22 protein-coding genes are annotated in these 22,493 nt (G+C 42.9%); 12 read left to right on the top strand and 10 right to left on the bottom strand.

Annotated elements, in window-relative coordinates:
• Positions 1 to 79 precede the first annotated feature (79 nt).
• From B9G53_RS04290 to B9G53_RS04280, 3 genes are read left to right on the top strand one after another with little or no spacing between them, the layout of a single operon-like run.
• Complete coding sequence (locus B9G53_RS04290) at positions 80 to 964, top strand: DUF72 domain-containing protein (RefSeq protein ID WP_094529536.1); 885 nt, start codon at positions 80 to 82, stop codon at positions 962 to 964.
• Position 965: 1 nt separating this feature from the next.
• Positions 966 to 1,340, top strand: a complete 375-nt coding sequence (locus B9G53_RS04285; protein ID WP_094529534.1) for a DoxX family protein — start codon at positions 966 to 968, stop codon at positions 1,338 to 1,340.
• Between the two features lie 39 nt (positions 1,341 to 1,379).
• Positions 1,380 to 2,942 carry a mercuric reductase gene (locus tag B9G53_RS04280; RefSeq protein ID WP_094529532.1) on the top strand — a complete coding sequence of 521 codons (1,563 nt, stop codon included), beginning with the start codon at positions 1,380 to 1,382 and terminating at the stop codon, positions 2,940 to 2,942.
• A gap of 108 nt (positions 2,943 to 3,050) precedes the next feature.
• Here the strand turns inward: B9G53_RS04280 and B9G53_RS04275 are convergent, their stop codons facing one another.
• A complete protein-coding gene (locus B9G53_RS04275; RefSeq protein ID WP_094529530.1) occupies positions 3,051 to 4,184 on the bottom strand; it encodes a cyclopropane-fatty-acyl-phospholipid synthase family protein in 1,134 nt (377 codons plus the stop codon).
• Between the two features lie 269 nt (positions 4,185 to 4,453).
• Positions 4,454 to 5,377 carry an acyl-CoA desaturase gene (locus B9G53_RS04270; protein WP_094529528.1) on the bottom strand — a complete coding sequence of 308 codons (924 nt, stop codon included), beginning with the start codon at positions 5,375 to 5,377 and terminating at the stop codon, positions 4,454 to 4,456.
• A 275-nt stretch (positions 5,378 to 5,652) separates the two neighbouring features.
• On the opposite strand from B9G53_RS04270, the gene B9G53_RS04265 reads away from it, so the two are divergent.
• Together B9G53_RS04265 and psaK are read left to right on the top strand one after the other, a co-directional pair.
• Positions 5,653 to 7,296: a transglutaminase domain-containing protein gene (locus B9G53_RS04265; RefSeq protein ID WP_094529526.1), complete on the top strand. Its 1,644-nt coding sequence runs from the start codon at positions 5,653 to 5,655 to the stop codon at positions 7,294 to 7,296.
• 223 nt (positions 7,297 to 7,519) lie between these two features.
• A complete protein-coding gene (gene psaK / locus B9G53_RS04260) occupies positions 7,520 to 7,792 on the top strand; it encodes a photosystem I reaction center subunit PsaK (RefSeq protein ID WP_094529524.1) in 273 nt (90 codons plus the stop codon).
• A gap of 275 nt (positions 7,793 to 8,067) precedes the next feature.
• On the opposite strand, the gene B9G53_RS04255 is transcribed toward psaK, so the two are convergent.
• Positions 8,068 to 8,667, bottom strand: coding sequence for a nitroreductase family protein (locus tag B9G53_RS04255; RefSeq protein ID WP_094529522.1), 600 nt, complete (start codon positions 8,665 to 8,667; stop codon positions 8,068 to 8,070).
• 178 nt (positions 8,668 to 8,845) lie between these two features.
• On the opposite strand from B9G53_RS04255, the gene B9G53_RS04250 reads away from it, so the two are divergent.
• From B9G53_RS04250 to ahcY, 3 genes are all read left to right on the top strand, one after another.
• On the top strand, positions 8,846 to 9,925 hold the full coding sequence (locus tag B9G53_RS04250; RefSeq protein WP_094529520.1) for a patatin-like phospholipase family protein: 1,080 nt from the start codon (positions 8,846 to 8,848) through the stop codon (positions 9,923 to 9,925).
• 73 nt (positions 9,926 to 9,998) lie between these two features.
• Entirely contained in the window at positions 9,999 to 11,231 is a 1,233-nt protein-coding gene (locus tag B9G53_RS04245; RefSeq protein ID WP_094529518.1) for a 4-hydroxy-3-methylbut-2-enyl diphosphate reductase, read from the top strand.
• 482 nt (positions 11,232 to 11,713) lie between these two features.
• The gene (gene ahcY / locus B9G53_RS04240; RefSeq protein WP_094529516.1) at positions 11,714 to 13,003 is read left to right on the top strand and encodes an adenosylhomocysteinase; all 1,290 of its coding nucleotides are present in this window, start codon (positions 11,714 to 11,716) and stop codon (positions 13,001 to 13,003) included.
• Positions 13,004 to 13,137: 134 nt separating this feature from the next.
• On the opposite strand, the gene B9G53_RS04235 is transcribed toward ahcY, so the two are convergent.
• The 5 genes from B9G53_RS04235 to B9G53_RS04215 all read right to left on the bottom strand — a co-directional run bounded on the left by B9G53_RS04235 (position 13,138) and on the right by B9G53_RS04215 (position 18,000).
• Positions 13,138 to 13,557 carry a PD-(D/E)XK nuclease superfamily protein gene (locus B9G53_RS04235; protein ID WP_094529514.1) on the bottom strand — a complete coding sequence of 140 codons (420 nt, stop codon included), beginning with the start codon at positions 13,555 to 13,557 and terminating at the stop codon, positions 13,138 to 13,140.
• Positions 13,554 to 14,447 (bottom strand): Dam family site-specific DNA-(adenine-N6)-methyltransferase, encoded by an 894-nt coding sequence (locus B9G53_RS04230; protein ID WP_094529512.1) that lies wholly within the window; start codon positions 14,445 to 14,447, stop codon positions 13,554 to 13,556. The genes B9G53_RS04235 and B9G53_RS04230 overlap by 4 nt, the downstream gene beginning before the upstream one ends.
• A gap of 142 nt (positions 14,448 to 14,589) precedes the next feature.
• Positions 14,590 to 15,306: a 2-phosphosulfolactate phosphatase family protein gene (locus B9G53_RS04225; RefSeq protein ID WP_094529510.1), complete on the bottom strand. Its 717-nt coding sequence runs from the start codon at positions 15,304 to 15,306 to the stop codon at positions 14,590 to 14,592.
• A gap of 379 nt (positions 15,307 to 15,685) precedes the next feature.
• Positions 15,686 to 16,057, bottom strand: coding sequence for a hypothetical protein (locus B9G53_RS27180; RefSeq protein ID WP_176453089.1), 372 nt, complete (start codon positions 16,055 to 16,057; stop codon positions 15,686 to 15,688).
• Between the two features lie 68 nt (positions 16,058 to 16,125).
• Positions 16,126 to 18,000 (bottom strand): iron uptake porin, encoded by a 1,875-nt coding sequence (locus B9G53_RS04215; RefSeq protein WP_094529506.1) that lies wholly within the window; start codon positions 17,998 to 18,000, stop codon positions 16,126 to 16,128.
• A 565-nt stretch (positions 18,001 to 18,565) separates the two neighbouring features.
• Between B9G53_RS04215 and B9G53_RS04210 the strand changes: the two genes are divergently transcribed.
• The 4 genes from B9G53_RS04210 to cysE all read left to right on the top strand — a co-directional run bounded on the left by B9G53_RS04210 (position 18,566) and on the right by cysE (position 21,569).
• Complete coding sequence (locus B9G53_RS04210; protein WP_094529504.1) at positions 18,566 to 19,144, top strand: hypothetical protein; 579 nt, start codon at positions 18,566 to 18,568, stop codon at positions 19,142 to 19,144.
• A 173-nt stretch (positions 19,145 to 19,317) separates the two neighbouring features.
• A complete protein-coding gene (locus B9G53_RS04205; RefSeq protein WP_094529502.1) occupies positions 19,318 to 20,007 on the top strand; it encodes a GUN4 domain-containing protein in 690 nt (229 codons plus the stop codon).
• 50 nt (positions 20,008 to 20,057) lie between these two features.
• The gene (locus B9G53_RS04200; protein WP_094529500.1) at positions 20,058 to 20,693 is read left to right on the top strand and encodes a carboxylesterase; all 636 of its coding nucleotides are present in this window, start codon (positions 20,058 to 20,060) and stop codon (positions 20,691 to 20,693) included.
• A 99-nt stretch (positions 20,694 to 20,792) separates the two neighbouring features.
• Positions 20,793 to 21,569, top strand: coding sequence for a serine O-acetyltransferase (gene cysE, locus B9G53_RS04195; protein ID WP_094529498.1), 777 nt, complete (start codon positions 20,793 to 20,795; stop codon positions 21,567 to 21,569).
• A 75-nt stretch (positions 21,570 to 21,644) separates the two neighbouring features.
• Here the strand turns inward: cysE and B9G53_RS04190 are convergent, their stop codons facing one another.
• Positions 21,645 to 21,920 carry a hypothetical protein gene (locus B9G53_RS04190; RefSeq protein WP_094529495.1) on the bottom strand — a complete coding sequence of 92 codons (276 nt, stop codon included), beginning with the start codon at positions 21,918 to 21,920 and terminating at the stop codon, positions 21,645 to 21,647.
• 151 nt (positions 21,921 to 22,071) lie between these two features.
• Entirely contained in the window at positions 22,072 to 22,416 is a 345-nt protein-coding gene (locus tag B9G53_RS26670) for a hypothetical protein (protein WP_141211704.1), read from the bottom strand.
• Positions 22,417 to 22,493 lie beyond the last annotated feature (77 nt).

The following is a 22,493-nucleotide window of genomic DNA, read 5'->3' as shown; positions in this document are numbered from 1 at the left end:
TTTCATCTATTAAGAAATATGGAATCAAATTAACATAGGCTGTATTTATAGCACAATCATTATCTCATTAGTTTTTGCAATGTCTAACATATTTTATTTAGGTTGTGCGGTTTGGGCTTTTAAGGGTTGGGTTGGTGATTTTTATCCGAAAGGGAGTCGTTCAACGGAATTTTTGCCACTTTATAGCGATCGCATGGCAACGGTAGAAGTAAACTCAACTTTTTATGTGATCCCCGATCGCCAAACTATCGAGCGTTGGGCAAAGGATACGCCCGCAGAATTTCGCTTCTGCCCTAAATTCCCCAAACATTTCACCCATAATGGTTTGCTGATGCCCTACATAGAGCAGGCTTTCCAGTTTTTAGATTTGATATCGAGTTTTGGCGATCGCTTAGGTGTTGCCTTTATCCAATTACCACCCAGCTATAGCCCTGCGAATTTTGCTGATCTCGAAAATTTCCTAAAAGCATTACCAACTCAGGACTATCAAATCGCTTTAGAAGTGCGTCATGCTGATTGGTTTAAGCCGAATCATAGCGATCGCCTCAATCAGTTATTACAGAGTTTAGGGATCGGACGGGTATTGCTAGATTCGCGCCCCATATATGATTTACCACTTGGTGATGACATTGATCCTGCCTTGTCGATCCCAGTTCAACAGGAGCGCCGCAAACCCAATTTGCCTTTGCAACCTGTGGTGACAGCCCCTTTTAGTATTGTGCGGTTTATCAGTCACCCTGAACGCGATCTGAATATTCGCTTTTGGCAAGAATGGGAAACTTATGTACGCGAATGGCTCGCACAGGGAACCCAGATCTACTTCTTTATGCACTGCCCAATCGAAGAGCGATCGCCCCATAATGCAAGATACTTTCAGGAAATGTTAGAAAAAGCCAATGTTCCAGTGCCAGTGTTACCTTGGGATCAGCTTATTCCACCACCACAGCAATTAACCCTCTTTTAACATGATCACAATTAAATCAGTTTTACGGGTCTTGCTTGCGATATTCATGATCACCGCAGGTACACTTCACTGGGTAACGCCCGATCCCTTTGTCAAGATCGTTCCTTCTTTTTTACCTGCTCCTCTAGCTTTGGTCTACATTAGTGGTGTATTTGAGATTTTAGGAGGAGTTGGCTTGCTAGTTCCTCTAGTTAGTCAAGCCGCAGCATGGGGATTGATCGCGCTATTTATTGCCGTATTTCCTGCCAATATCAATATGGCAGTTAATCGCATTCAAATGGATGGAATTCCTGACTCAGACCTGTTGCGATGGGGAAGGTTGCCACTGCAAGCAGTTCTAATTGCTTGGGCTTGGTGGTATACAAAAAAGCAGTAGCTTGACTATCATTTATCTTTAGCTCACTAATATCAAGTCATGACTCAACCCTCACAATATTCCAGCGATCGCTATGCAGAATTCATTCAGCCAGTGGATGAATATAATCGTGATTTGATTGCGAATGTGCATCCTCTCGATTGGGTAAATCCTCAACCTGCGGCGCTTTATGATTTGGTCGTAATTGGTGCAGGAACGGCGGGATTGGTCGTCGCGGCTGGGGCAGCGGGTTTAGGTTTAGGCTTGAAAGTGGCGCTAATTGAGAAGAACCTTATGGGAGGTGATTGTCTCAATGTTGGTTGTGTTCCTTCTAAATGCGTGATTCGTTCATCGCGAGTAGTTGCGGATATACTCGATGCTGCGAGATTTGGCATCAATCCACCCCAAAATATTGATATTGATTTTGCTGCTGTAATGGAGAGGATGCGGAAAATCCGTGCTGGCATTAGTCACCATGACTCGGCAGAGCGATTTCGGAATCTTGGCGTTGATGTGTTTCTTGGGTCGGCAAGCTTTATTGATCACAAGGCGATCGCTGTTAACAACATCAAATTAAATTTTAAAAAAGCGGTAATTGCCACAGGCGCAAGGGCATCTGATCCACAAATTGCAGGACTTGCCGAAGCAGGATACTTAACCAATGAAACCGTATTTTCACTCACTGAGAAACCCAAAAGATTAGCCGTCATCGGTGGTGGCGCAATTGGTTGTGAATTAGCTCAGGCTTTTCAACGCTTAGGTTGCGAAGTGACATTACTGCATAAAAATTCGCATTTACTCGATCGCGAAGATGCGGATGCTGCCGAAATTGTGCAACAGGTATTTCTGCGTGAAGGTGTGAATTTGATTTTGGACTGTGCGATCGCTCAAGTCACCCAAACTAGCACTGACAAAATCATCCATTATCAACAAAATGGAATTAACCACCAAATAGAAGTCGATGAAATTCTCGTCGGTGCAGGGCGATCGCCAAATGTCGAAGGGTTAAATTTAGAAACTGTGGGTGTTAACTACGACAAGCGTAAAGGTGTAATCGTGAACGATTATCTGCAAACGACAAACCCACGGATTTTTGCCGCAGGGGACATCTGTATGAATTGGAAGTTTACCCATGCTGCGGATGCTGCGGCGCGGATTGTGATTAAAAACACGCTCTTTGCTCCTTTTGGTTTGGGTAAAAGTAAGCTCAGTGATTTAGTCATGCCTTGGGTAACCTATACCGATCCTGAAATTGCCCATGTGTGTCTATATGCTCAGGAAGCCCAAGCGCAAGGTTTAGAAACCGAGGAAATTAAGATTCCTTTTAGTTCTGTCGATCGCGCAATTTATGATGGTGAAACGGAAGGCTTTGTCAAAATTTTGCATCAACGCGGCAGCGATCGCATTCTTGGGGGAACGATTGTGGCGCGTCATGCTGGCGAAATGATTAGCGAAATTACTTTAGCGATCGCCTCTAAACAGGGACTAAATGCACTATCTGGAGTGATTCATTCCTATCCTACTCAAGCCGATGCGATCAAGAAAGCCGCCGATGCCTATCGAAAAACTTTGCTCACGCCACGCACGCAGTCATTATTAAAGTTTTTAACTAAATTCAGCTAAAGATGGAAATTAGCGCTTCGCGCTTAGCCGTAAAATAGGGAACCAATTTTTGGTGGTGCGGCGAAGCCGCACCACCAAAAATTGGTTCCCTATTAAATTGTAGAGAAATTACGCATGAACCATCAGATATTGACCATTGCCATTGTACTCACCATCGCAAGTTGCAAAAATTGTCCCTAAGAGTAACAAATAAAAACGCCAGATCCGTCGAAATCTAGCATAGTCCATGCCGTAGTCTAGAGACTTAGCAATGTCTTGAGAGGCATCAAATCTCTCCAACCATGCAGTTAAAGTCTTATGGTAGTTGATGCCGTTCATATACCAGCGATTAATGGTTTTAAGATCGTGGTTATGATTGGGGACTGCATCATAATTCCAGTAGCGACCGTGAGGGAAAATATACTTGTGCGTGAAGCCAGACGACATATGATTTGGAGTACGCACAGTAATGATGTGAATGAATACTTTTCCATCTTTCTTGAGAAATGAAGCTAGCTTTTGGAAAGCATTGGTGAGATTGCCAACATGACAGAAGACTCCAATGGAGAGAATCTTATCAAATTTTTCAGTAAACTGCGCCTCGTTCAAATCACCTTCATGCAAAGTGAAGCGACCTGAACTCAGGAAACTAGATGAATCTTGCATCTTGCTACGCATGTACTCACATTGCTGATGACTCAAGTTTAGTCCTGTAAATCGCACATTCGGGAATTTAGACATGATGTAATTAGGTACACAGCCCCAACCACAGCCAAAATCCAAAATATGATCGCCGTCAACAATTTCTAGCCGTTCAATCACCTGATCGAGCATATGTTTTTGAGATTCTTCTAAATCTACCGCTCCATTTTCCCAAAATCCAGTGCTGTATTTGGGATAGATGACTTGCCAATCGCCTAGCATCGAGTTCAGCATAGCTTGAGGCAAGTCGTACTGCACCTTCATCAGTTCTCGCGAAGATTCTGCAAGTTGATCTGACTCCTGTAATACCCATTCATAGGGCGCGAGTAGGCTAGGAAAATGCTTAAACAAAATTGGCATGGATGTATGCAATAGCGATCGGAAAACAGAGTCTGGTATTTCCATCCCATTCACATAGGCTTCTGCCATTGCCATTTGGGTCGCATTAAAAGCGCTTGCCATCAATCGCGTTGTTTTGTAAGCGATCGGACTTTTTAGAGTTGCATCTCCCAAAAGAGGGATATGGGTTTGTATATTTGGGAAGGAATTTGTAGAAGTCATGTTGGTTCCTCTTAGTTTAGAAGATTGCTCAGACAAGAAATCATGCAAGATATCAACTTGAGAACATTTTGTTTTTGATGTAGCAGTTAACGAAAGAACTCTAAGTTATTGATTTGAAATGTAGTATAGCTACCTATGGGATTTTTGATCGTTAAAATTTTATTTAAGTTAATGCAAGTTTATTCTCATGAGAGAATACTCGCAAATTTCAATACAAAAAAGCCTTGCTAAGCAAGGCTTTTTTGTATTGAAATTTGCGAGTTGCGATGTTAAGAATTTGCTGATCTATTTGCTGATCTATCTGAAGCGATCGCTAATTCTAAATTCTCTAAATTTTGGATTCGCGCTTTTGCTAACAAATCTTTTTCGCTAGGCAATCTCAACTTTGTGGCTAACTTCAAGAACTCCAGTAGTTTAATGAACGCAAAAGTGGGATCTGGCAGATAGACAACCTGACCATCGCGAATAGTAATACCATGCCGACTCGATGACTGAAAAGCATGGTGAAGATTATGCCAACCTTCACCCAAAGTCAGAAATGCAACAAGCCCACTATTGCGACTATGGTCGGCAGTGATAAATGGCTGTTCCCCTACAAGATGGCTAAGAGAGTTGACCGTTTGTACGCCATGAAAAAGCAATGTCGTGCTAAGAAAGAAAGCCCCCAGATATTCCAGCCCACCAATGAAATACGAGATAGCTCCCAGTGCGACTAAAGGGATGAAATGCAACCGATCAATCACTTTTAAGACCAGATCGCTTTCTACGTCAGAGGGTAGTTTATCGGGAAAAAAATGAGGAGATAATAGCCACCCACCCTGTGACCAATAAAATCCTTTTAGCCCTTGATTAGGCTGATAGGGAGAATGAGTATCGAGGGCTTGATCGGAATGTTGATGATGGTGCATGTGGTGTGCTTTCCACCAACTTGGTCCCATCTGTCCCGCCGATGCGGTCACAATACAGCCTATCCATAATAGGGGCGTAGGAGCTTGGTAGCTTTTGTGCGTAAGTAATCGATGATAAATGCCCGTTGTGCCAAGCATACGAATGAAATATAGTAGCAAGATCCAAGCGATCGCCCCCCAAGATAAACCAGTGACGAACACAAGTAGTGAACCGATATGACTGACAATAATCAGGATCGGTCCGACTATATACAAAACGCTTGTGAGTAGAGAATATTGCCTCATTTACTATCCATAGAGTGTGATCAAAGAAAATATATTCAACGCCTTCAAAAAATCTCTTGTTTTGGGTGTAGAGCGTTGTAAGTAACCGAATTTAGTACCGCATTTCCATCGTAAGATTGTGTATGTGAGGCAAAGCCCCACATACACAATCTTACGATAATTTCTTTCTGTTGCCTTCGCTACGGAACTAATGTTGCTTTTGAAGTCAGATCAGAATTTGTAGAAAGCCCTAGGCTTTGCTAAATTATCCGCCTATTCACCCGTCGAAATACCCTATGCCTAGCTTACCAAGCACGATTTATCCCATTGGCGCTTATAACCTTCACGGTTTAGTGTGGCAAACCGATGTAAGTACTGATGATTTAAGTACTGATGTAGATAGTGGCAAACCCTATGCGCTTTGTGTCGATGCCTATCAAGGACATCTGCTCAAAATCGATCCCTTCTCCGAAGGCGCAACCGTACTGAATAACTATACAGCGTTGCAGTTTCGAGATGCCACGGGCTTAGCGATCGCGGGAGAGACGCTTTGGATTACTAAGGACAATGGAATTTATTACTGCAATATGGTTGACTTTGAGCTGCAACCATTTATGGAGCTACCCAATAAGATCGATGGTATCGCCGTATCCGATGGCGGTGTATATGTAAGTTCTCGCGAAGTTGGCAAAATCTTTGTGTTTGGACGCGCCACCCGCACTTTACTACGCATTATGGATGCGCCGGGGGCAGGATTTGAAGCGCTAACCCTAGTCGGTGAAGAATTGTGGGTCAGCGATCGCACTGAGGAGACTATTTATCGCCTCAACGCCAAAACAGGTGAAATTTTGCACCGTGGCTTAACTCCATTTCCCAATCCGATGGGATTAGGATTTTTGGGAGATGATCTGTATGTGGTTTACTCAGGTGACGAAAACTACATCCGTGATAATCCTAACGACTTAGATCAGCCATTTTCAGTTTCTACCCGTGAAAAAACCTTTATCCATCGGCTCAAATTCAATCATTACCAAGATGGAAAGTTAAACTATACCCTCACCAGTGGCTATAAAGTGGAGATGATCTATCTTGAAGAACTCTCTTCTGAAGAACCAACTTCCGTCTATAACCTCACATGGCGAGTTGCCTATCCCACCGATAACTATCGTCAAAAATTATTAGCGATCGAGCCAATTGGCATTCCCTTTGAAGAAGAAATTGTGGATGGTCAGCGTGTCGCCGCCTTCAAACTCGGCAACCTGAAACCTGAAGAATCTCGCATGTTTGGCTGGAAAGCTACTCTAGAACTACATGGCATCAAATATGAACTCAAGGATAGTGAGGTGGAATTTGTGCCTGAACTATCTCCCGAAATGCAGAAGCTCTATCTAGTCGATGACGATGGATTGAGCATGGATCATCCGATCATTCAAGCCGCAGCTAAGGAAGCCGTGGGAGATGAAACCAATATTTTGCGAAAGATGTTGTTGATTCGCGATTACGTCTATGATAAGCTCTCCTATCGCGTCACACCTTATATTGCTGCTCCTGAGGAAGTTCTAGTCAGAGGTACTGGCTCCTGTGGTGAATATGTGGGTTTATTACTAGCTCTAACGCGCTTAAATGGAATTGCTTGTCGCACGGTGGGGCGCTATAAATGTCCCCATGAAAATGATTTGGTGATGAATATTCCTCTGCATCAGTATTACAACCATGTTTGGATTGAGTTCTATATTCCCAGTATTGGATGGTTGCCAATGGAATCAAATCCTGATGATACTGGCTCCCGTCCCTATCCTACACGCTGGTTTATGGGATTACCTTGGTATCATGTAGAAATTGGAAAAGGCATATTTTTTGAGACAATTCAACCTCAACCTTATTCCATTGGTGAACTTGCGCTTAATCATGTTCGCTTCAAAGTTTTGGAAGAAATTTAAAATTTTCATGTTGATCTGTCGTCACTTTAAACCCCAAAGATGAAAGGTGGCGCTTCGTGCCACCTTTCATCTTTGGGGTTTTCTTTGTCGCGATCGCTAGAACTGTAAACGATTACTAAGTTTAATAAATTTAACTTAAGAAGAATTTTCTGATGTCTAGATACCTCTTAGGATTATGGAAATTAAAAAAATTATAGGTAATTAGACTTAGGAAAACAAACTTATGACACATCTAGCTTTTAACTTACTTGCCGCAGTTCCCGCTACTCCTACTTGGTCACCAAGTGTTGGATTGATCATGGTTACAGCTAACGTATTTGCGTTGGTTGTTGCTCGCTATGGCATTCAAGTCAAAGGTGTTGGTCCTAGCTTACCAGTAGAATTACCTGGGTTATTTTCAGGTTTTGGATTGCCAGAATTTCTAGCAGTTACTAGCTTCGGTCATGTTCTTGGCGCAGGGCTAATTTTGGGCTTGGCTCAAGCAGGCTTGCTATAACACAATAGAGCGTGCGCGAAGCGTACGCTCTATTGTGTACAAGAAAATCCTTTAAAGCGTTGCAAGGCAATACTTTAAAGGATTTTCTTGCTTCGGGTTTGAGCGCAAAGCGCAGTAAATCTAACCTAAGTTCGGGTTAATTTCAAACTAGCTCCTAGAGAGGGTTCGCGCTGCGAACCCTCTCTAGGAGCCAAAACAGTAAAAGCCTCGCGAAGCGAGGCTTTTACTGTTTTGGCTTTTAAAATTTTGTAGCTTATCCCGAACTCACGTTAAATCTAAACAAATGAAGCTGAGTTGCCCCATTCACCTGTAAATACAAAGCTGGATAAGGGATGACGAGAGCGAGGAGCATTTTCGCGCGCCTGTAAATCTGCGGGTAAATTGCTAGGTTCTCCCGCATAACCGATCGCGATCGCTGCCATAGGTTTCGCCGTTTCAGGAATATTAAAAGTGGCGATCGCCTTAGCTGCATCAAAGCCCCCCATCTGGCGCGCGACTAACTCTAAAGCTGTTGCTTGCAATACTAAAGTTGCAGCCGCTTGCCCTGCATCGTATTCACCCCAAGCATTAGGTTTGCCATTATGTTTAAAGTTTTTTTGAGCCACGACGATTCCCAAAACTGGAGCAACTTGCGCCCAGACCACGTTAGCAGGCACTAAGCAATCGAGTAGTTTTTGATAATTCACGGTGTCGTCTTTAGTCGCGACGATAAATGTCCAAGGTTGGTCATTAAAACAAGAAGAAGCCCATCTTGCCGCTTCAAACAACTGAGCAAGTTTTGCTGTTTCAACAGGCTTGTTATCAAAGGCATGGGGACTCCATCGCTCAGCGATCAAAGGATGGATTTCGTGATCGGTAATTGCAGGATTTTCCATATTAAATTAACATTCCTAGATCAATTTTGAGACAATGACAATTCATAATTATTTTATAGTCGCACATTAGCAATTGTCATGATGAAACCAATTTTGGTGTTTCCAGAGCGAAGGCTCTGGAAACACCAAAATTGGTTTTTTGAAAGCACATTACTCAGATTGACAGGGAGAGAAAATTATGGCTAGCTCAAGTAAATTTAAAATTCTCGCTTGTGATGGTGGTGGTATTCGTGGACTGATCACGGCTGTAATCTTAGAGTGCTTAGAGCAGAAATTGGATCAGCCTCTAAAAAGTTATTTTGATTTGTTTGCAGGAACCTCTACAGGCAGTATTATCGCTTGTGCGATCGCTAGAGGAATACCTACATCTCAACTTCGCCAATTTTATATGGAGAAAGGTATCAGCATCTTTCCTGACATGGACCCAATCTTTTGGTGGAATAATCTTATTGAAAAAATCAAGAAGGGTGATCCTTCTCTTCCTTTATTTCCTAGCGAAGGACTAGAGTCAGTGCTTCAGGAAGTTAATATTTTTGATCAGGATCCATTTGGCTCATTACCTCCAACCATTGTAGTTTCCTATGATACCTACAATCGCACTGCGGTAGTTTTTAAGAGCAATCAACCTGAATTTAAGCACATTCCAATTTGGGAAGTTTGCCGTTGTTCTTCGGCGGCTCCCACAGCATTTGCAGGATATATTTTGACTGAAGAGAAGTATATTGCTAGTTTAGAAAAAGATCCTCAACACTCAATTATTAGTAACCCTTTACCTATTAAGCTTCCGCCTGAGATTAAGGGTGTTCCCTTAATTGATGGTGGCGTAGTTGCCAATAATCCAACGCTCTGCGCGATCGCTGAATGTATCAAGATGGGGAGAAAGGGTGAGATCGCTGAACCTGTAAGTTTGGATAATATTCTTGTTGCATCATTTGGGACAGGACAATTGGAAAACCGAATTACCCCTGCTGATGCACAAACTTGGGGAGCCTTAGATTGGCTGAGTATCACCAAAGGAATTCCTCTGCTTGATGTATTCTCTGATGGCTCCGCAGATTCGGTTGACTATATAGCCACGCAGTTAATTGACGGAGGATATGATCGGTATCAGCCTCTAGTTCCCGCCAACAAAAAGATTTCTACCTTTCAAGCCGATCCCAAAAACTTAGAGAATCTAGTGGCTGTGGCTAATGAGTTTCTAGCTCGCAAAGATGTGGATGATCAGCTAAATAGGCTTGCCACAGCCATTAGCTCGTAATTCTGCAAAGTCAATTTTCACGCTAGCCCGTTATAATACTTTCAGCACAATTACCTAGGATTAATCTAAGCGCATGGATAATACGCTCGATACTCAAGCTATGCGGAGGGCTTTGCATAAGTCGCCTAATTATTTTCGACAAGGCTTTGGACATGGAGAAGAAGCTGAATCAACTATGCGATCGCAATATCATAGTGACTTGATCCAAACTATTCGTGAGCATGACTATGTGTATACGCAAGGTGATGTGACGATTTATTTGGCAAAGTCCTTTGGTTTCTGTTGGGGTGTGGAAAGAGCTGTAGCGATGGCATACGAAACGCGCACTCAGTTCCCAACAGAACGAATTTGGATTACTAATGAAATTATTCATAATCCTTCCGTAAATGCCAAACTCAAGGAAATGGAAGTTCAGTTTGTACCTGTGAATAATGATGGAGACAAAGATTTCTCAGGTGTGGAACAGGGTGATGTGGTGATTTTGCCAGCCTTTGGCGCTAGTGTGCAGGAAACTCAGTTGCTAGACAAACTTGGTAGTAAAATTGTTGATACAACTTGTCCTTGGGTATCGAAGGTTTGGAATCGCGTCGAGAAGCACAAAAAAGCTGACTTTACTTCCATCGTGCATGGTAAATACAATCACGAAGAGACGATCGCCACAAGTTCTTACGCCAAGCGCTATCTGGTGGTGCTGAATATGAAAGAAGCCGAGTATGTAGCTAATTACATGCTCAATGGTGGCGAGTCTCCTACGGAGAGGCTTCGCCAACGCCAAGAATTTCTCACCAAGTTCAGTAAAGCCATGTCAGAAGGATTTGATCCCGATCGCGATCTTGAAAGAGTTGGTGTGGCTAATCAAACCACGATGCTTAAGGGTGAAACTGAAGCGATCGGTAAGTTGTTTGAAAAGACGATGATGCAAAAGTATGGTGTGGAACATGTTAATGAGCATTTCCTTTCCTTTAATACAATTTGCGATGCCACTCAAGAACGTCAAGATGCGATGTTTGAGATTGTGGAAGAGGATCTCGATTTGATGATCGTGATCGGTGGTTACAATTCCTCGAATACAACCCATTTACAAGAAATTGCGATCGAGCGCAATCTTCCCTCCTATCACATTGATGATGTGCATCGGATTCTCTCGGCGGAGGCGATCGAACATAAGCCCCTAGGCAAAGCGATCAAGCAAGCTACCAATTGGCTACCCACGGGCAAAATCAAGGTCGGTGTAACTTCTGGCGCATCCACACCCGATCGCGTTGTTGAAGATGTGATCAACAGGATTTTCGCGTTAAAAAATTAATATCAAATGCATACAGATAAGGCGCTTAAGCGCCTTGTTCGCTATTTAGGAGTCACGTAACCCTTCTCCTGCGGGAGAAGGGGCGTAAAACCCATAATTTCTTGTTCCCCTCTCCTGCGGGAGAGGGGCTAGGGGTGAGGGCTTTTACAGCAATTGCTTTTTATAGCAACGTAAGAGATAGCTCGAACAAAAATCAAAACCCAAAAGATTAGGGGCGCGAAGCGCCGCCCCTAATCTTTTGGTTTTTATGTCCTAAGCAAAACTTACATTGCTATAGCAAAAAAAGTTAGCTAGTACAAACCAAAACCCAAGAATCGAGTGGCGGCGCGAAGTGCCGCCACTCGATTCTTGGGTTTTATGTCCTAAACAAAACTTGCTTTGCTATATAATTCATAAAAGTGTCGCTACACTTTCGTAAATTAGTATATTTAGTTTGCTTGGCATATAATGAAGTTAAATTTTGTAAAAATTTCAACTTATACATGTCCACAACCATTGCACCTGAAACCGTGACCGTTAAGCACGAGATTAAGGACATTACACTTGCACCACTAGGCAAACAACGCATCGAATGGGCTAGCCGCGAAATGCCCGTATTGCGTCAAATCCGCGATCGCTTTGCTGCTGAGAAGCCCCTTGCAGGTATCCGCATCGCTGCTTGCTGCCACGTCACGACTGAAACCGCAAACCTCGCGATCGCCCTTAAAGCGGCTGGAGCCGATGCAGTTTTGATCGCTAGTAATCCCCTCTCGACCCAAGATGACGTTGCAGCATCGTTGGTTTACGATCACGGGATCTCAGTATTTGCAATCAAAGGTGAAGACAACGCTACATACCATCGCCACGTTGAAATGGCTCTGGCTCACCGTCCCCACATCATCGTTGATGACGGTAGCGATGTAACCACAACTTTGGTACTACACCACGCTGACCAAATCCCTGAAATCATCGGTACTACCGAAGAAACCACCACAGGGCTAGTGCGTCTCAATGCCATGTTCCGCGATGGCAAGTTGACTTTCCCTGCGATCGCTGTTAACGATGCCGAAACTAAGCATTTCTTCGATAACCGCTACGGTACGGGGCAATCAACTCTTGATGGCATTATCCGCGCTACCAATATTTTGTTGGCTGGCAAGGTAATTGTTGTCGCTGGTTACGGTTGGTGTGGTAAGGGCGTGGCTCTTCGCGCACGCGGTATGGGTGCAAGCGTAGTTGTTACCGAAATCAATCCTGTTGCGGCGATCGAAGCTGCTATGGATGGTTTCCGTGTGATGCCTATGGATGAAGCAGCCAAGATCGGCGATATCTTTATCACCGTTACTGGTAACAAGCATGTAATCCGTCGTGAACATTTTGAAACCATGAAAGATGGCGCGATCGTGGCTAACTCTGGTCACTTCGATCTAGAAATTGACCTAGTTGCACTTAACGATCTCAGCGAATCCGCAAGCTTTGTGCGGAACTTCACGCAAGAGTATCAACTCAAGTCTGGCAAGTCTGTCATCGTCATCGGTGAAGGTCGTCTAGTTAATCTTGCGGCGGCTGAAGGTCACCCTGCTAGTGTTATGGACATGAGCTTTGCAAACCAAGCACTTGCCTGTGAATTTCTAGTTAAGAACAAGGGTAATTTGCCTGCGGGTGTTGTGCCAATTCCGAAGGATATTGATCAAGAGATTGCTCGTTTGAAGCTACAAGCAATGGGTATCAAGATTGATACTCTAACTCCTGAGCAAGTTCACTATCTCAATTCTTGGACAGAAGGAACATAAGATTTCTTAAAAAGAGGGAGCGCTAAGCGCTCCCTCTTTTTTTTGTGAATGGTATCGAGTCAGTGAAGGAAGAGAAGCGACACCCAGTGCAGGCTGTTAGTGACTTTTGCTTGACAGGAAGTGTTTTGATTAATTTAAAGTTTCCCCATATTGGCTTTCATAATGAATCTCTCAAGGGTAACAATCTCTACGCGATCGCCATAGGGAATATATTGCTGCAAATCACCTGAAATATAAAACTCTCGCAAAGTCCAACCTTCACCACCAAGGACTAAATAAGCCTTTTGATAATTGGGATTTTGATCCATCGCATCCATCAAGCAAATTACTTCAAAGGGAACTTTCTGCTCGGCAGTACCGCCCACCTGTTGCCATTTTAGAGAAATCAAAACATTGCGATCGCCACGATTGGCGACGACATCAATTTTATGTTTTCCTCCGCCTGGGCGACTGCCAATATATTGCTGTGACTGATAGAGATAGCCACCATAGATTAAGGAATGCAATACCATCTGCTCTAAAACTGCGCCAGTTTCCGTATTGCGAAGACTCATGATAGTTCTAGTCCCCTATTAAATTCCCTGTCAAATCCCTTATAGGCAAGCATTTCTTTCGCAGGAACGCGATCGCCATTGCAGCTAATTCGTCTTGGGGCATCAAGAATTTTATATTTAAATCCTAAATCTTTGTAGAGAGAGAGAATGCGATCAGTGGCTTGATTGGATGCGATCGCAGGGCAGTTTTGATTTGCTAACCATTGGGCTAGACGCTCTTGTTCTGACCATTCAAAGCCATTTTTAGAATATTGGCGAAATTCAACATCGTAGGGAGGATCTGCATAAATCAGATCATTTGAGTTAATTTTAATTTTGCCAAAATCTGTATTCGTAAACTTCCATTGCGAAAGTGTCACTTTATACGCCGAGAAATCTTCGTTGTAATTAATCTTTTTGTATTTTCCAAATGGAACGTTAAAACCACCTTTTTGATTGAACCGACAAAGCCCGTTATAGCCAGTACGATTGAGATAATAAAATAATTGTGCGGCTTTTGGTGTGTCTGCTTCACCAGCTTGGATTAAGCGATTAAATTCTACTCTCTGAGCATAGTAAAACTCGCGGATATTTGCTGTCTCAATTTCCAGTTTCAAGCCTTTTTGCAAACATTTATAGAAATTGATGACATGGGGATTGATGTCATTTAACAGGGCTTTTTGAGGTTGTAAGCCCAAAGCGATCGCTAAGCCTCCACAAAATGGCTCTACCAAACGGCGATCGCTGTGCTTTTGCCAAGTATGCTGCAAATGTTGCACTAGCCAACGCTTACCGCCAGCCCATTTCAGAGGAGGAGTAAGGCGTTCTGGCTTTGCCGTCGATCCAGTAATATTTGCCACTTGTTTTGCCAAGGGAGTCATGAGCAGAGAAGAACAGTGAGACGGTGGCATGGCGACAAGGGAAATTAATGCTTACTCAATCTAGTACTATAGCGGTTTTCAAATGAGTACATACTCATTTGAAAACAAAAAATCAATCCCAATAAAGGTTTTGAGTTTTCATTTTGCCGCAGGCAAAATGAAAATCGCTATACTAGGCAGCAACTAGCAAGCCTGCACTAGATTGTTTGGGCAACACATCAACAACATCAAGCTTGGCACAGTAGGCAATATCCTCAGCGCAGTCAAGCTTTAGCAAGCGTTTGCCATGACTAGCTTGATAAAATAATTCCTCAACCTCTCCCTTCCAAGCTTTATATAGCGTCGCTGCGGCTACCGCCTCATCATTACCAAAATCAGCCTCATCTTCGAGATTAGCCGCGATCGCACCTGCACAGGTCGTATCTTCGAGCGAATAACTACCTTCCCAGCCCGAACCCACAATCCACACAGTTTCAGGCTTAGTTTCGCGTAAATACTTTAATACCGAGCCAAGGTTAATCATCGCGCAGGCTAAAACACTCTTGGCATTTTGGACTTTTTGCAGCGATCGCGTGCCATTAGTCGTACTCATAAAAATCCGCTTGCCCTTCACCACATCTGGCGTAAAGTCAAAGGGCGAATTCCCCAAATCACAACCCTCTACAGTCTTACCTCCACGCTCACCGACCCTGATCCGCAACTCTGGCGGATGCGCTTCACTGACACGCATCAACTCATCAAGATCTGAGAATACTTGCACTCCCTCGGCTCCTGCCGCAAGCGCTGTAGCGATCGTGGTAGTGGCTCGCAAAATATCAACGGCGATCGCGCAATCAGGCATACCTTCAGCAGGCACTAGCTCAGGCGTGTGATAGACAAATATTTTCATTTACAAATCTGATGATTGAGGCTTCTTATATAAATTAAACTCTATGATTGCCTGTTTTGCAAGACTTATGAAAGCAGGGGCTGAAGCTCCTTGTTTATCCTCGCAGGACAATAAAAATGTGGTTTTGACAACTAGAGTATAGCCCCATGATTGCTAATACTGAGCATTGAATTAGCGATCGCCGAAATCTATCGTGACATTGATTTTTGATTTAGCAGATTCTTTACCAAAATATATAGCAATGCAAGTTTTGCTTAAGACATAAACCTAAAAAGAGTAATGGCGGCGCGAAGCGCCGCCATTACTCTTTTAACAAACATAGACTAGGCAGGATCTTAGGTTTGCAGCTTACTTCTTAGCCACTTAGAGAGCATTGCTCTTAAACTGGTGGTGGCGGTGGTGGTGGAAGCTCAGGTGGTGGTGGCGGTAGAATTACAACAGGTGGTGGAATTACAACAGGTGGTATAAATACAGGTACGGAATTGAGATCGCCTGAAAGAATATTTTGAGTCTCAGTTTGAGAAGATAACGATTTATCATCGTTAAGCTTTAGAATTTTTGAAGTCAGTTCTTCACTGTCATTGGAGTTAGAAAAATTGACATTAGGCTCAGCTGCCGCCGCACAGGCTAGACCAATCAGACAAGACTCTTCTAAAGATTTTCCTTGAGTAAAGGTATTGGAAGTAAAAATTAGAGAAGGGATAAAACTACAGCTAGCAAGAGCCATAGCGACAAATATTCTTTTTGACATGATCGGAATACTCCATAAGAAGGTGCTGAAAACTTGGTTGCGATCGGTTATGGGAATCTGTCAAATTTTTAGAAAGTAAAAGTCGTTCTGAGGACACCGATAGTAACAGTATCACTATCTAATCGATTTCCAGAGTTGAATAGGAAGATCAAACCGGGGGTAACGCTGATGTTATTGGAAATACGATGGCGATAGAACAACTCGACATGGGTTGTAGCAGTATTCTGAGAGCTAGAGTTAGCACCTGAAGTAGTAGATAGCGGATTGCCCAGATAGTCTGGAACATTGCTATTCCCACTCAAGTTACTACCAGTAATTTTAGGAAGTTGTCCAACATAGATACCACCCAAATTTCCTTCCTTAAATAGATCGGGAAAAGTCAAATATGACATCCAGTTAAAAGTCTGCACACTACCTGTTAATCCACTGACAGTCGAGGAGGTAAAGCCAACCCAACCACCCAAATTTAGCGTTGGCAAAATCCGCCAGTTAACCGTACTGCCAAACGCATCTGTACTAAGCGGCAAAGCACCACCCGCAGAATTAATCGCCACAATGTCGTCACCCACACCTGTACCTAATCTACCCAATTGTGTGTTTGTTGTACCAACATTGCTTGTATAGGAGTGCAAATAATACAAAGCTACATCTACAGGATTAACAGGGGCAAACACAAATTGAGCGCCTAGAGTGTAGTTGCCCCCAAATAATCCGCCATTACCAGTGGCAGTTTGGGGATTACCTGCTGAATAGACGGCTTGTAAACTAGTTCTTTTAGCGATTTGCCAGTCAAAACCAACGCCACCCGTAGTATTACCCAGATTTAAAATCGGATTGCGCTGAGCAAATAACGAAATAGCACCATTACCCGCACTCTGGTAGCGATCTGGACCCCGAAACACTGTTACTGGACTAACTCCCAAAGGTCCTGCGATCGCGGCAAGGTTATCGGTAATCAGAGTGCGATAGGTAAGATCGCTGAGGACAACTGTGTTGCCTGTGTTAGATTCGTAACCTAGACGGGTAAAGGAATTGTTCAGCCCATTGTTGCCCGTAGCTGCTGTGGTGATATTGCTAATACTCATACTGGTAAGCAAGGCACTACGTTGGTCAAGCTGAGTAAACAGACTCAGTTGCACATTGCCGCCAAAAGTTAAGTTGGTTCCATTGTCGGCAGTTTTTGTGCCAAAGATGCTGGGAGAATTATTTGAGCGAGTCTGCAAGCCAAAAATAGCTTGCCCAAATAACTTAGTCGTAATTGAAAACTGTTGTGCTTCGAGTTTAGTAGTTTTGGCATCAAGGGCATCGACACGTCCGCGCAGAGTCGCAAGCTCTGCCGCAAACTCTTCTTGCAGTTTTTGGAGTGTGGCAAGATCTTCTTGGCTGACTTTATCGGTTAAGCCTGCGGAAATAATTTCGTTGATTTTGTCTAAACAAGCATTGAGTCCTGCGGCAAACTCATAACGACTAGTTGCTTGGTTGCCGCGATAAGTGCGATCGGGATATCCAGCGATACAACCATAGCGCTCAACTAGAGATTGCAAAGCTGTAAAAGCCCAATCTGTGCGACGGACGTCCGTTAGCTGGGAAACAGATGTGACGTTTTGAGCGTTTTTGTTGTCAGAACTAAGATCTTTAAGTTCTTGAAGATCTTGATTAATCCTATGAATTAATGCTGATTCAGTTGATGCAATTGATGGGGCAATTGGCGTAGAGCCGTTTTTGTCTGAGAGTTGTGAGGTAGTTTGAGCATCGCCGATCGCCTGCTGTAAACCAGAATCACTTAGATTTTGTGGATTTGCTTTAGCGTTGGTAGTCTCCGCCTGTGCAACACTACTAATCAATATCGAAGAGGCGATCGCCGTCCCAAACCACAGACAAACTTGATTGCCACGCTCATTTGGGTTATTGGCTATTTTTTTGTTTTTAGAGATAAAAAACATTGAAACTTCTCCTCATATTCACTTAATGCATTATCAAGCAAGATTGATATAGTGCATTGGATGCTAGACAAAAGTACATCATTAATGGTTCTGATCAAACGAACCAATAAACTTTTGGAAAGTGTTGCAAAGCAACACTTTCCAAAAGTTTATTGGTTCGGATTTGAGCGCAAAGCGCTGTAAGGGATTTGCCGTAACATAAGTAGACGATTTTTGATGGCGCGGCGAAGCCGCACCATCAAAAATCTAGTTCTTTATTAAATTTAAGTGAGATTAGAATATTTTATAAACTGTATTTTAAGATGTGATAGATCTTAGGTAATGATAGAAAATAAGAGATATAAGTCTTTATCTGACTAAATTACTCGATTTTGCTAGATTTTTGAATTAGTTGTAAAGACTTATCAAAATATATAGAGTATTAACTTTTTCTGTAGAATTAACTAGAAAGGCTACAGCTTTAGAAGTTTTTTTAATGATCGCGATGGTTGCATTAGCAATCGTCATTACCAATTAAAAGTTTTTGAGCATATCTTGAATATAAAATTTTTGAGGAAAGCAAAGCATGAGTACAAGTAACGAAACCAAGGCTGAAACCACTAAGCCAGAAAGCACCAAGCCTGAAGAAAAATCCTCTCGCCCTACCAAAGCTAAAACTGAAGCCGAAACAACTGCAAAAACAGGTACAGTGGATATCTCAGCTTTGGCGGTGAAAGAAGACTCTAAACCCGTTGCAGCATCAATCGCACAAAAAGGTTCATTAATTGTGACTGAAACCCTTAAGCATTATGGCGATCGCCCCATCATTGATGGTGGCTTTCGTGCAGTTGAATATTTCAACAGTTCGGGCGAACGTCCGATCGAAGCTAGCAAGTTAGCAATTAGCAGCACCTACACCACAATGGGCGGTGAGCGTCCGATTGTGAGTGGTGGTGTCCATGTAACTGGCACATTTATGTCTTCGGGCGAGCGTCCGATCGTCGAAGATGGATTTGTAATTGTCGATAAGTTTTATATCGCGGGTGAGCGTCCTGTTGGTTCTTCGGGACTAGTGATTGACGAAACTTACTCCCAAATGGGTGAGACCAGACCTGTTGCTTCTAATGAGATCGACAATGCAGGGTTAATGGGCTACATTGACTAATTGGTTGAGACTTTACAGCGCTTTGCGCTCAAACCCCAACTAAGAATTTTGGTTCGTTTGATCGGAAGTTGCTGTAAAAAGCAGCACCCCATGGGTGCTGCTTTTTAAAGTCTTTGGGCTAGTTAAGGGTGTAAATTCAAAGTGGTGCGATTTTTGCGATTTTTAAGATTCTGATGGATACAAAACTAACTGCATTAAAAGATAAGTTGTTTTCAGGTAAAGAGGCAAACCAATTACCTGCGATCGCCGAATTAGCTAGCCTTGGAGAAGAAGGCTTACAAGTATTAGATGAATTTATTCAAGTCCGCAAAGCGGCGAATACTGAAGTGACATGGATCGATGGCAAAATCCATCAAACCCTATTGCAAAGCGATTTACCTAAAGCCCTCGAACTAGCCCAAATTCATTTTCCTCATGGTGTCGTCACCTTAAAGTCAGAAAAGGCGATCGACTATCAACCAATTCAAATATTGCTAGCAAAACAAGACTTTGAAGAAGCCGATCGCGTTACTAGCAAAAAATTATGTGAGGCGGCAGGTGAAGCGGCTCTAGCAAGAGGTTGGCTATATTTCACCGATGCTAAGTCCATTCCCATTAGTGATTTACAAACGATTAATCAACTTTGGCTAGTTTATTCCGAAGGTAAGTTTGGCTTTTCGGTACAGCGTAAAATCTGGCTTAGTCTTGGCAAAGGTTGGGAAAAGTTTTGGCAAAAGATTGGTTGGAAGAAAGATGGATCTTTTACCCGTTATCCCAATGAGTTTATTTGGAGTTTGGATGCTCCAAGGGGACATTTGCCACTTTCTAACCAATTGCGCGGCAATAAAACAATGCAAGCAATCTTTTCACATCCTGCTTGGTAATAAAACAGTTTTCATTTTGCCTGAAGGCAAAATGAAAACTCAAAACCTCTATGAACTACCTCTATTTACATGGCTTTGCCTCTAGTCCCCAGTCCACCAAAGCCCGATACATGCAACAAAAGTTTGCTGAATTAGGACTAACCTTGCATGTTCCTGACCTCAATCTCACAGATTTTTCGTCAGTGACGCTCTCGGAGCAACTGGAATATCTCGATCGCACCTATCTCTACAACAACGAGCCGATCATCGTACTTGGTTCTAGCCTCGGTGGATTTTTAGCCTTGCAGCTTGCAGCGAAAAGCCTATTAGTGCAGAAGTTAATTTTACTTGCCCCAGCTTTTGGCTTTAGTCATCGCATTGCCAAAGCTTTAGGCGAAGAAAATGTTACTAAATGGCAACAGGAGGGAGTGCGTGAGTTTTACCATTACGGGCTGAAGCGTAATGTAAATTTACAATTTCAATTCTTTGTTGATGCTCAGAAATATTCAGAAGAAAACTTGGCGCGATCGCTACCTATGCTTATCTTTCATGGTATCGATGATGATGTTGTACCAGCATCTCTGAGTGAGGAATTTGCAAAAAGGCGATCGCAAGTTACTTTAAAATTACTAAATGACGATCACGCCCTTGGGAAAGACTTAGACAGCATTTGGCAAGATTCCAAGCATTTTTTGGAAATTAGCTAAACCTTAAATACTCACTCCAAAGGGTAGTTACGTTTGATACAAAATATCCGCTAGGATCTTAAAATCAGCAGTAGCATTTAAAAAAGGGTTTTTAAACCGTTGAAAAATATTATCAAAACACTGCGAGCTGACTTCGCTATCATTTTTGAGCGTGATCCTGCTGCGCGTAACTGGCTAGAAGTGCTGTTATGCTACCCCGGTCTCCATGCCATTTGGTTATATCGTTTTGCCCATTGGCTAAATTTGCTCAAGATCCCCGTTATACCTCGGATGATCTCGCAAATGGCGCGGTTTTTTACGGGTATCGAGATTCATCCAGGTGCAAAAATTGGCATGGGTGCATTTATCGATCATGGTATGGGTGTAGTGATTGGCGAAACCGCGATCATTGGGGAATATGTCTTGATTTATCAAGGTGTCACCCTCGGCGGTACTGGTAAGCAATCAGGCAAGCGTCATCCTACCCTCGGTAATAATGTGGTTATTGGCGCTGGAGCAAAGGTTTTAGGCAATATTGAAATCGGTAGCAATTCGCGGATTGGTGCTGGCTCGGTAGTGTTGAAATGTGTTCCTCCCGATTGCACCGTTGTGGGTATTCCTGGACGCATTGTGCATCGTCATGGTGTAAAAGTTTCGGCTCTCGATCACTTTCAAGTTCCCGATCCTGAAGGTGATGTGATCAGATCGCTGATCAATCGGGTAGAGCAGTTGGAAAGACATGCTGAGGCACATACCTTGCATCCCATTAACAACTATATTATTGATTCAGAACTGCTTAAGAATGTTCGTCCTCGTCACCTTACGCCATGCGATCGTGTTGATAATTTTGAACATCCTCAAGAATATGAAGGATTTTCTGAAGGTGGAGGTATTTAATCAAAAAGACTCGCGATGCGAGTCTTTTTTTATGGAATTTTTGGCAAGCCTCTATAATTCACTCAAAACCGAACATCATACGGGCTTTCTCTGGCTGCGACTGCCAAAACGAAAGACGGCTCTATGTCCAATCCGAATCACCCAAGGTTGAGCATCGGGGTTGCGTTCATAAAGTTTATCAACCGCTATCATTGATGAGTTAGCTAACTCAAAGTCTCCAGTCTCAATATCAATAGCAACTATTTTGCCATGATTACCTGCTTCAACTTGTGGGCGTATTTGCGTTTGATAGATTAAATCGCCACGTTGGGCAAATTCTTCTTTACTATAGCGGGGTTGACGGACTTCCATAATTGTGAATTCCTAGATCCTTATCTGGCATTATAACTGACTAGAAACTTCTCCGAATAGATTGCTTTTGTTAAGACAAAAATAAGGTGCGTTACATTGTATTAACACACACTACAAGATCGGTGATCGCACTACATGATCGGTAATCGCATTATCTGCATTCAATTACTGTGAAGCGATTAGCACCTTCATTGGAGAAGAAATTAGCTTGCAAGTCCCCATCCGTATATCTCTCTGTCCATTTCCAATTTATTGTTCGATTTTTCCATCCAAAATCTTGGCTTTGCCACTGAATTGCACTTGAATAACGTCTCCAACGACAGAATTGATTAGCAACCTCATTTTGGGCAGGTTTATTACAGCCATCCTGAAACCTAAAGGAATTAAGACATGCATCAATGTACTTCCCTTCAATCTGTGGATTTAAAAAAGTTTCTTTTAGCCTACATTCCGCTCGTAATGGAAGGGTAAAATAATTACCGAAAATCAAAATCATCGAAAATCAAAAAAGAGGAGGTAAATATTAATACAGAGATGAAAGTATCGAATCTAGACCATCTAGGGATCGTGGCA

The sequence above is a fragment of the Pseudanabaena sp. SR411 genome, from assembly GCF_002251945.1.
In the GTDB taxonomy this organism is placed as follows: Bacteria; Cyanobacteriota; Cyanobacteriia; order Pseudanabaenales; family Pseudanabaenaceae; genus Pseudanabaena.
Note: the sequence above shows the minus strand (reverse complement) of the source record. Positions and strands in the feature narration are given on the sequence as shown.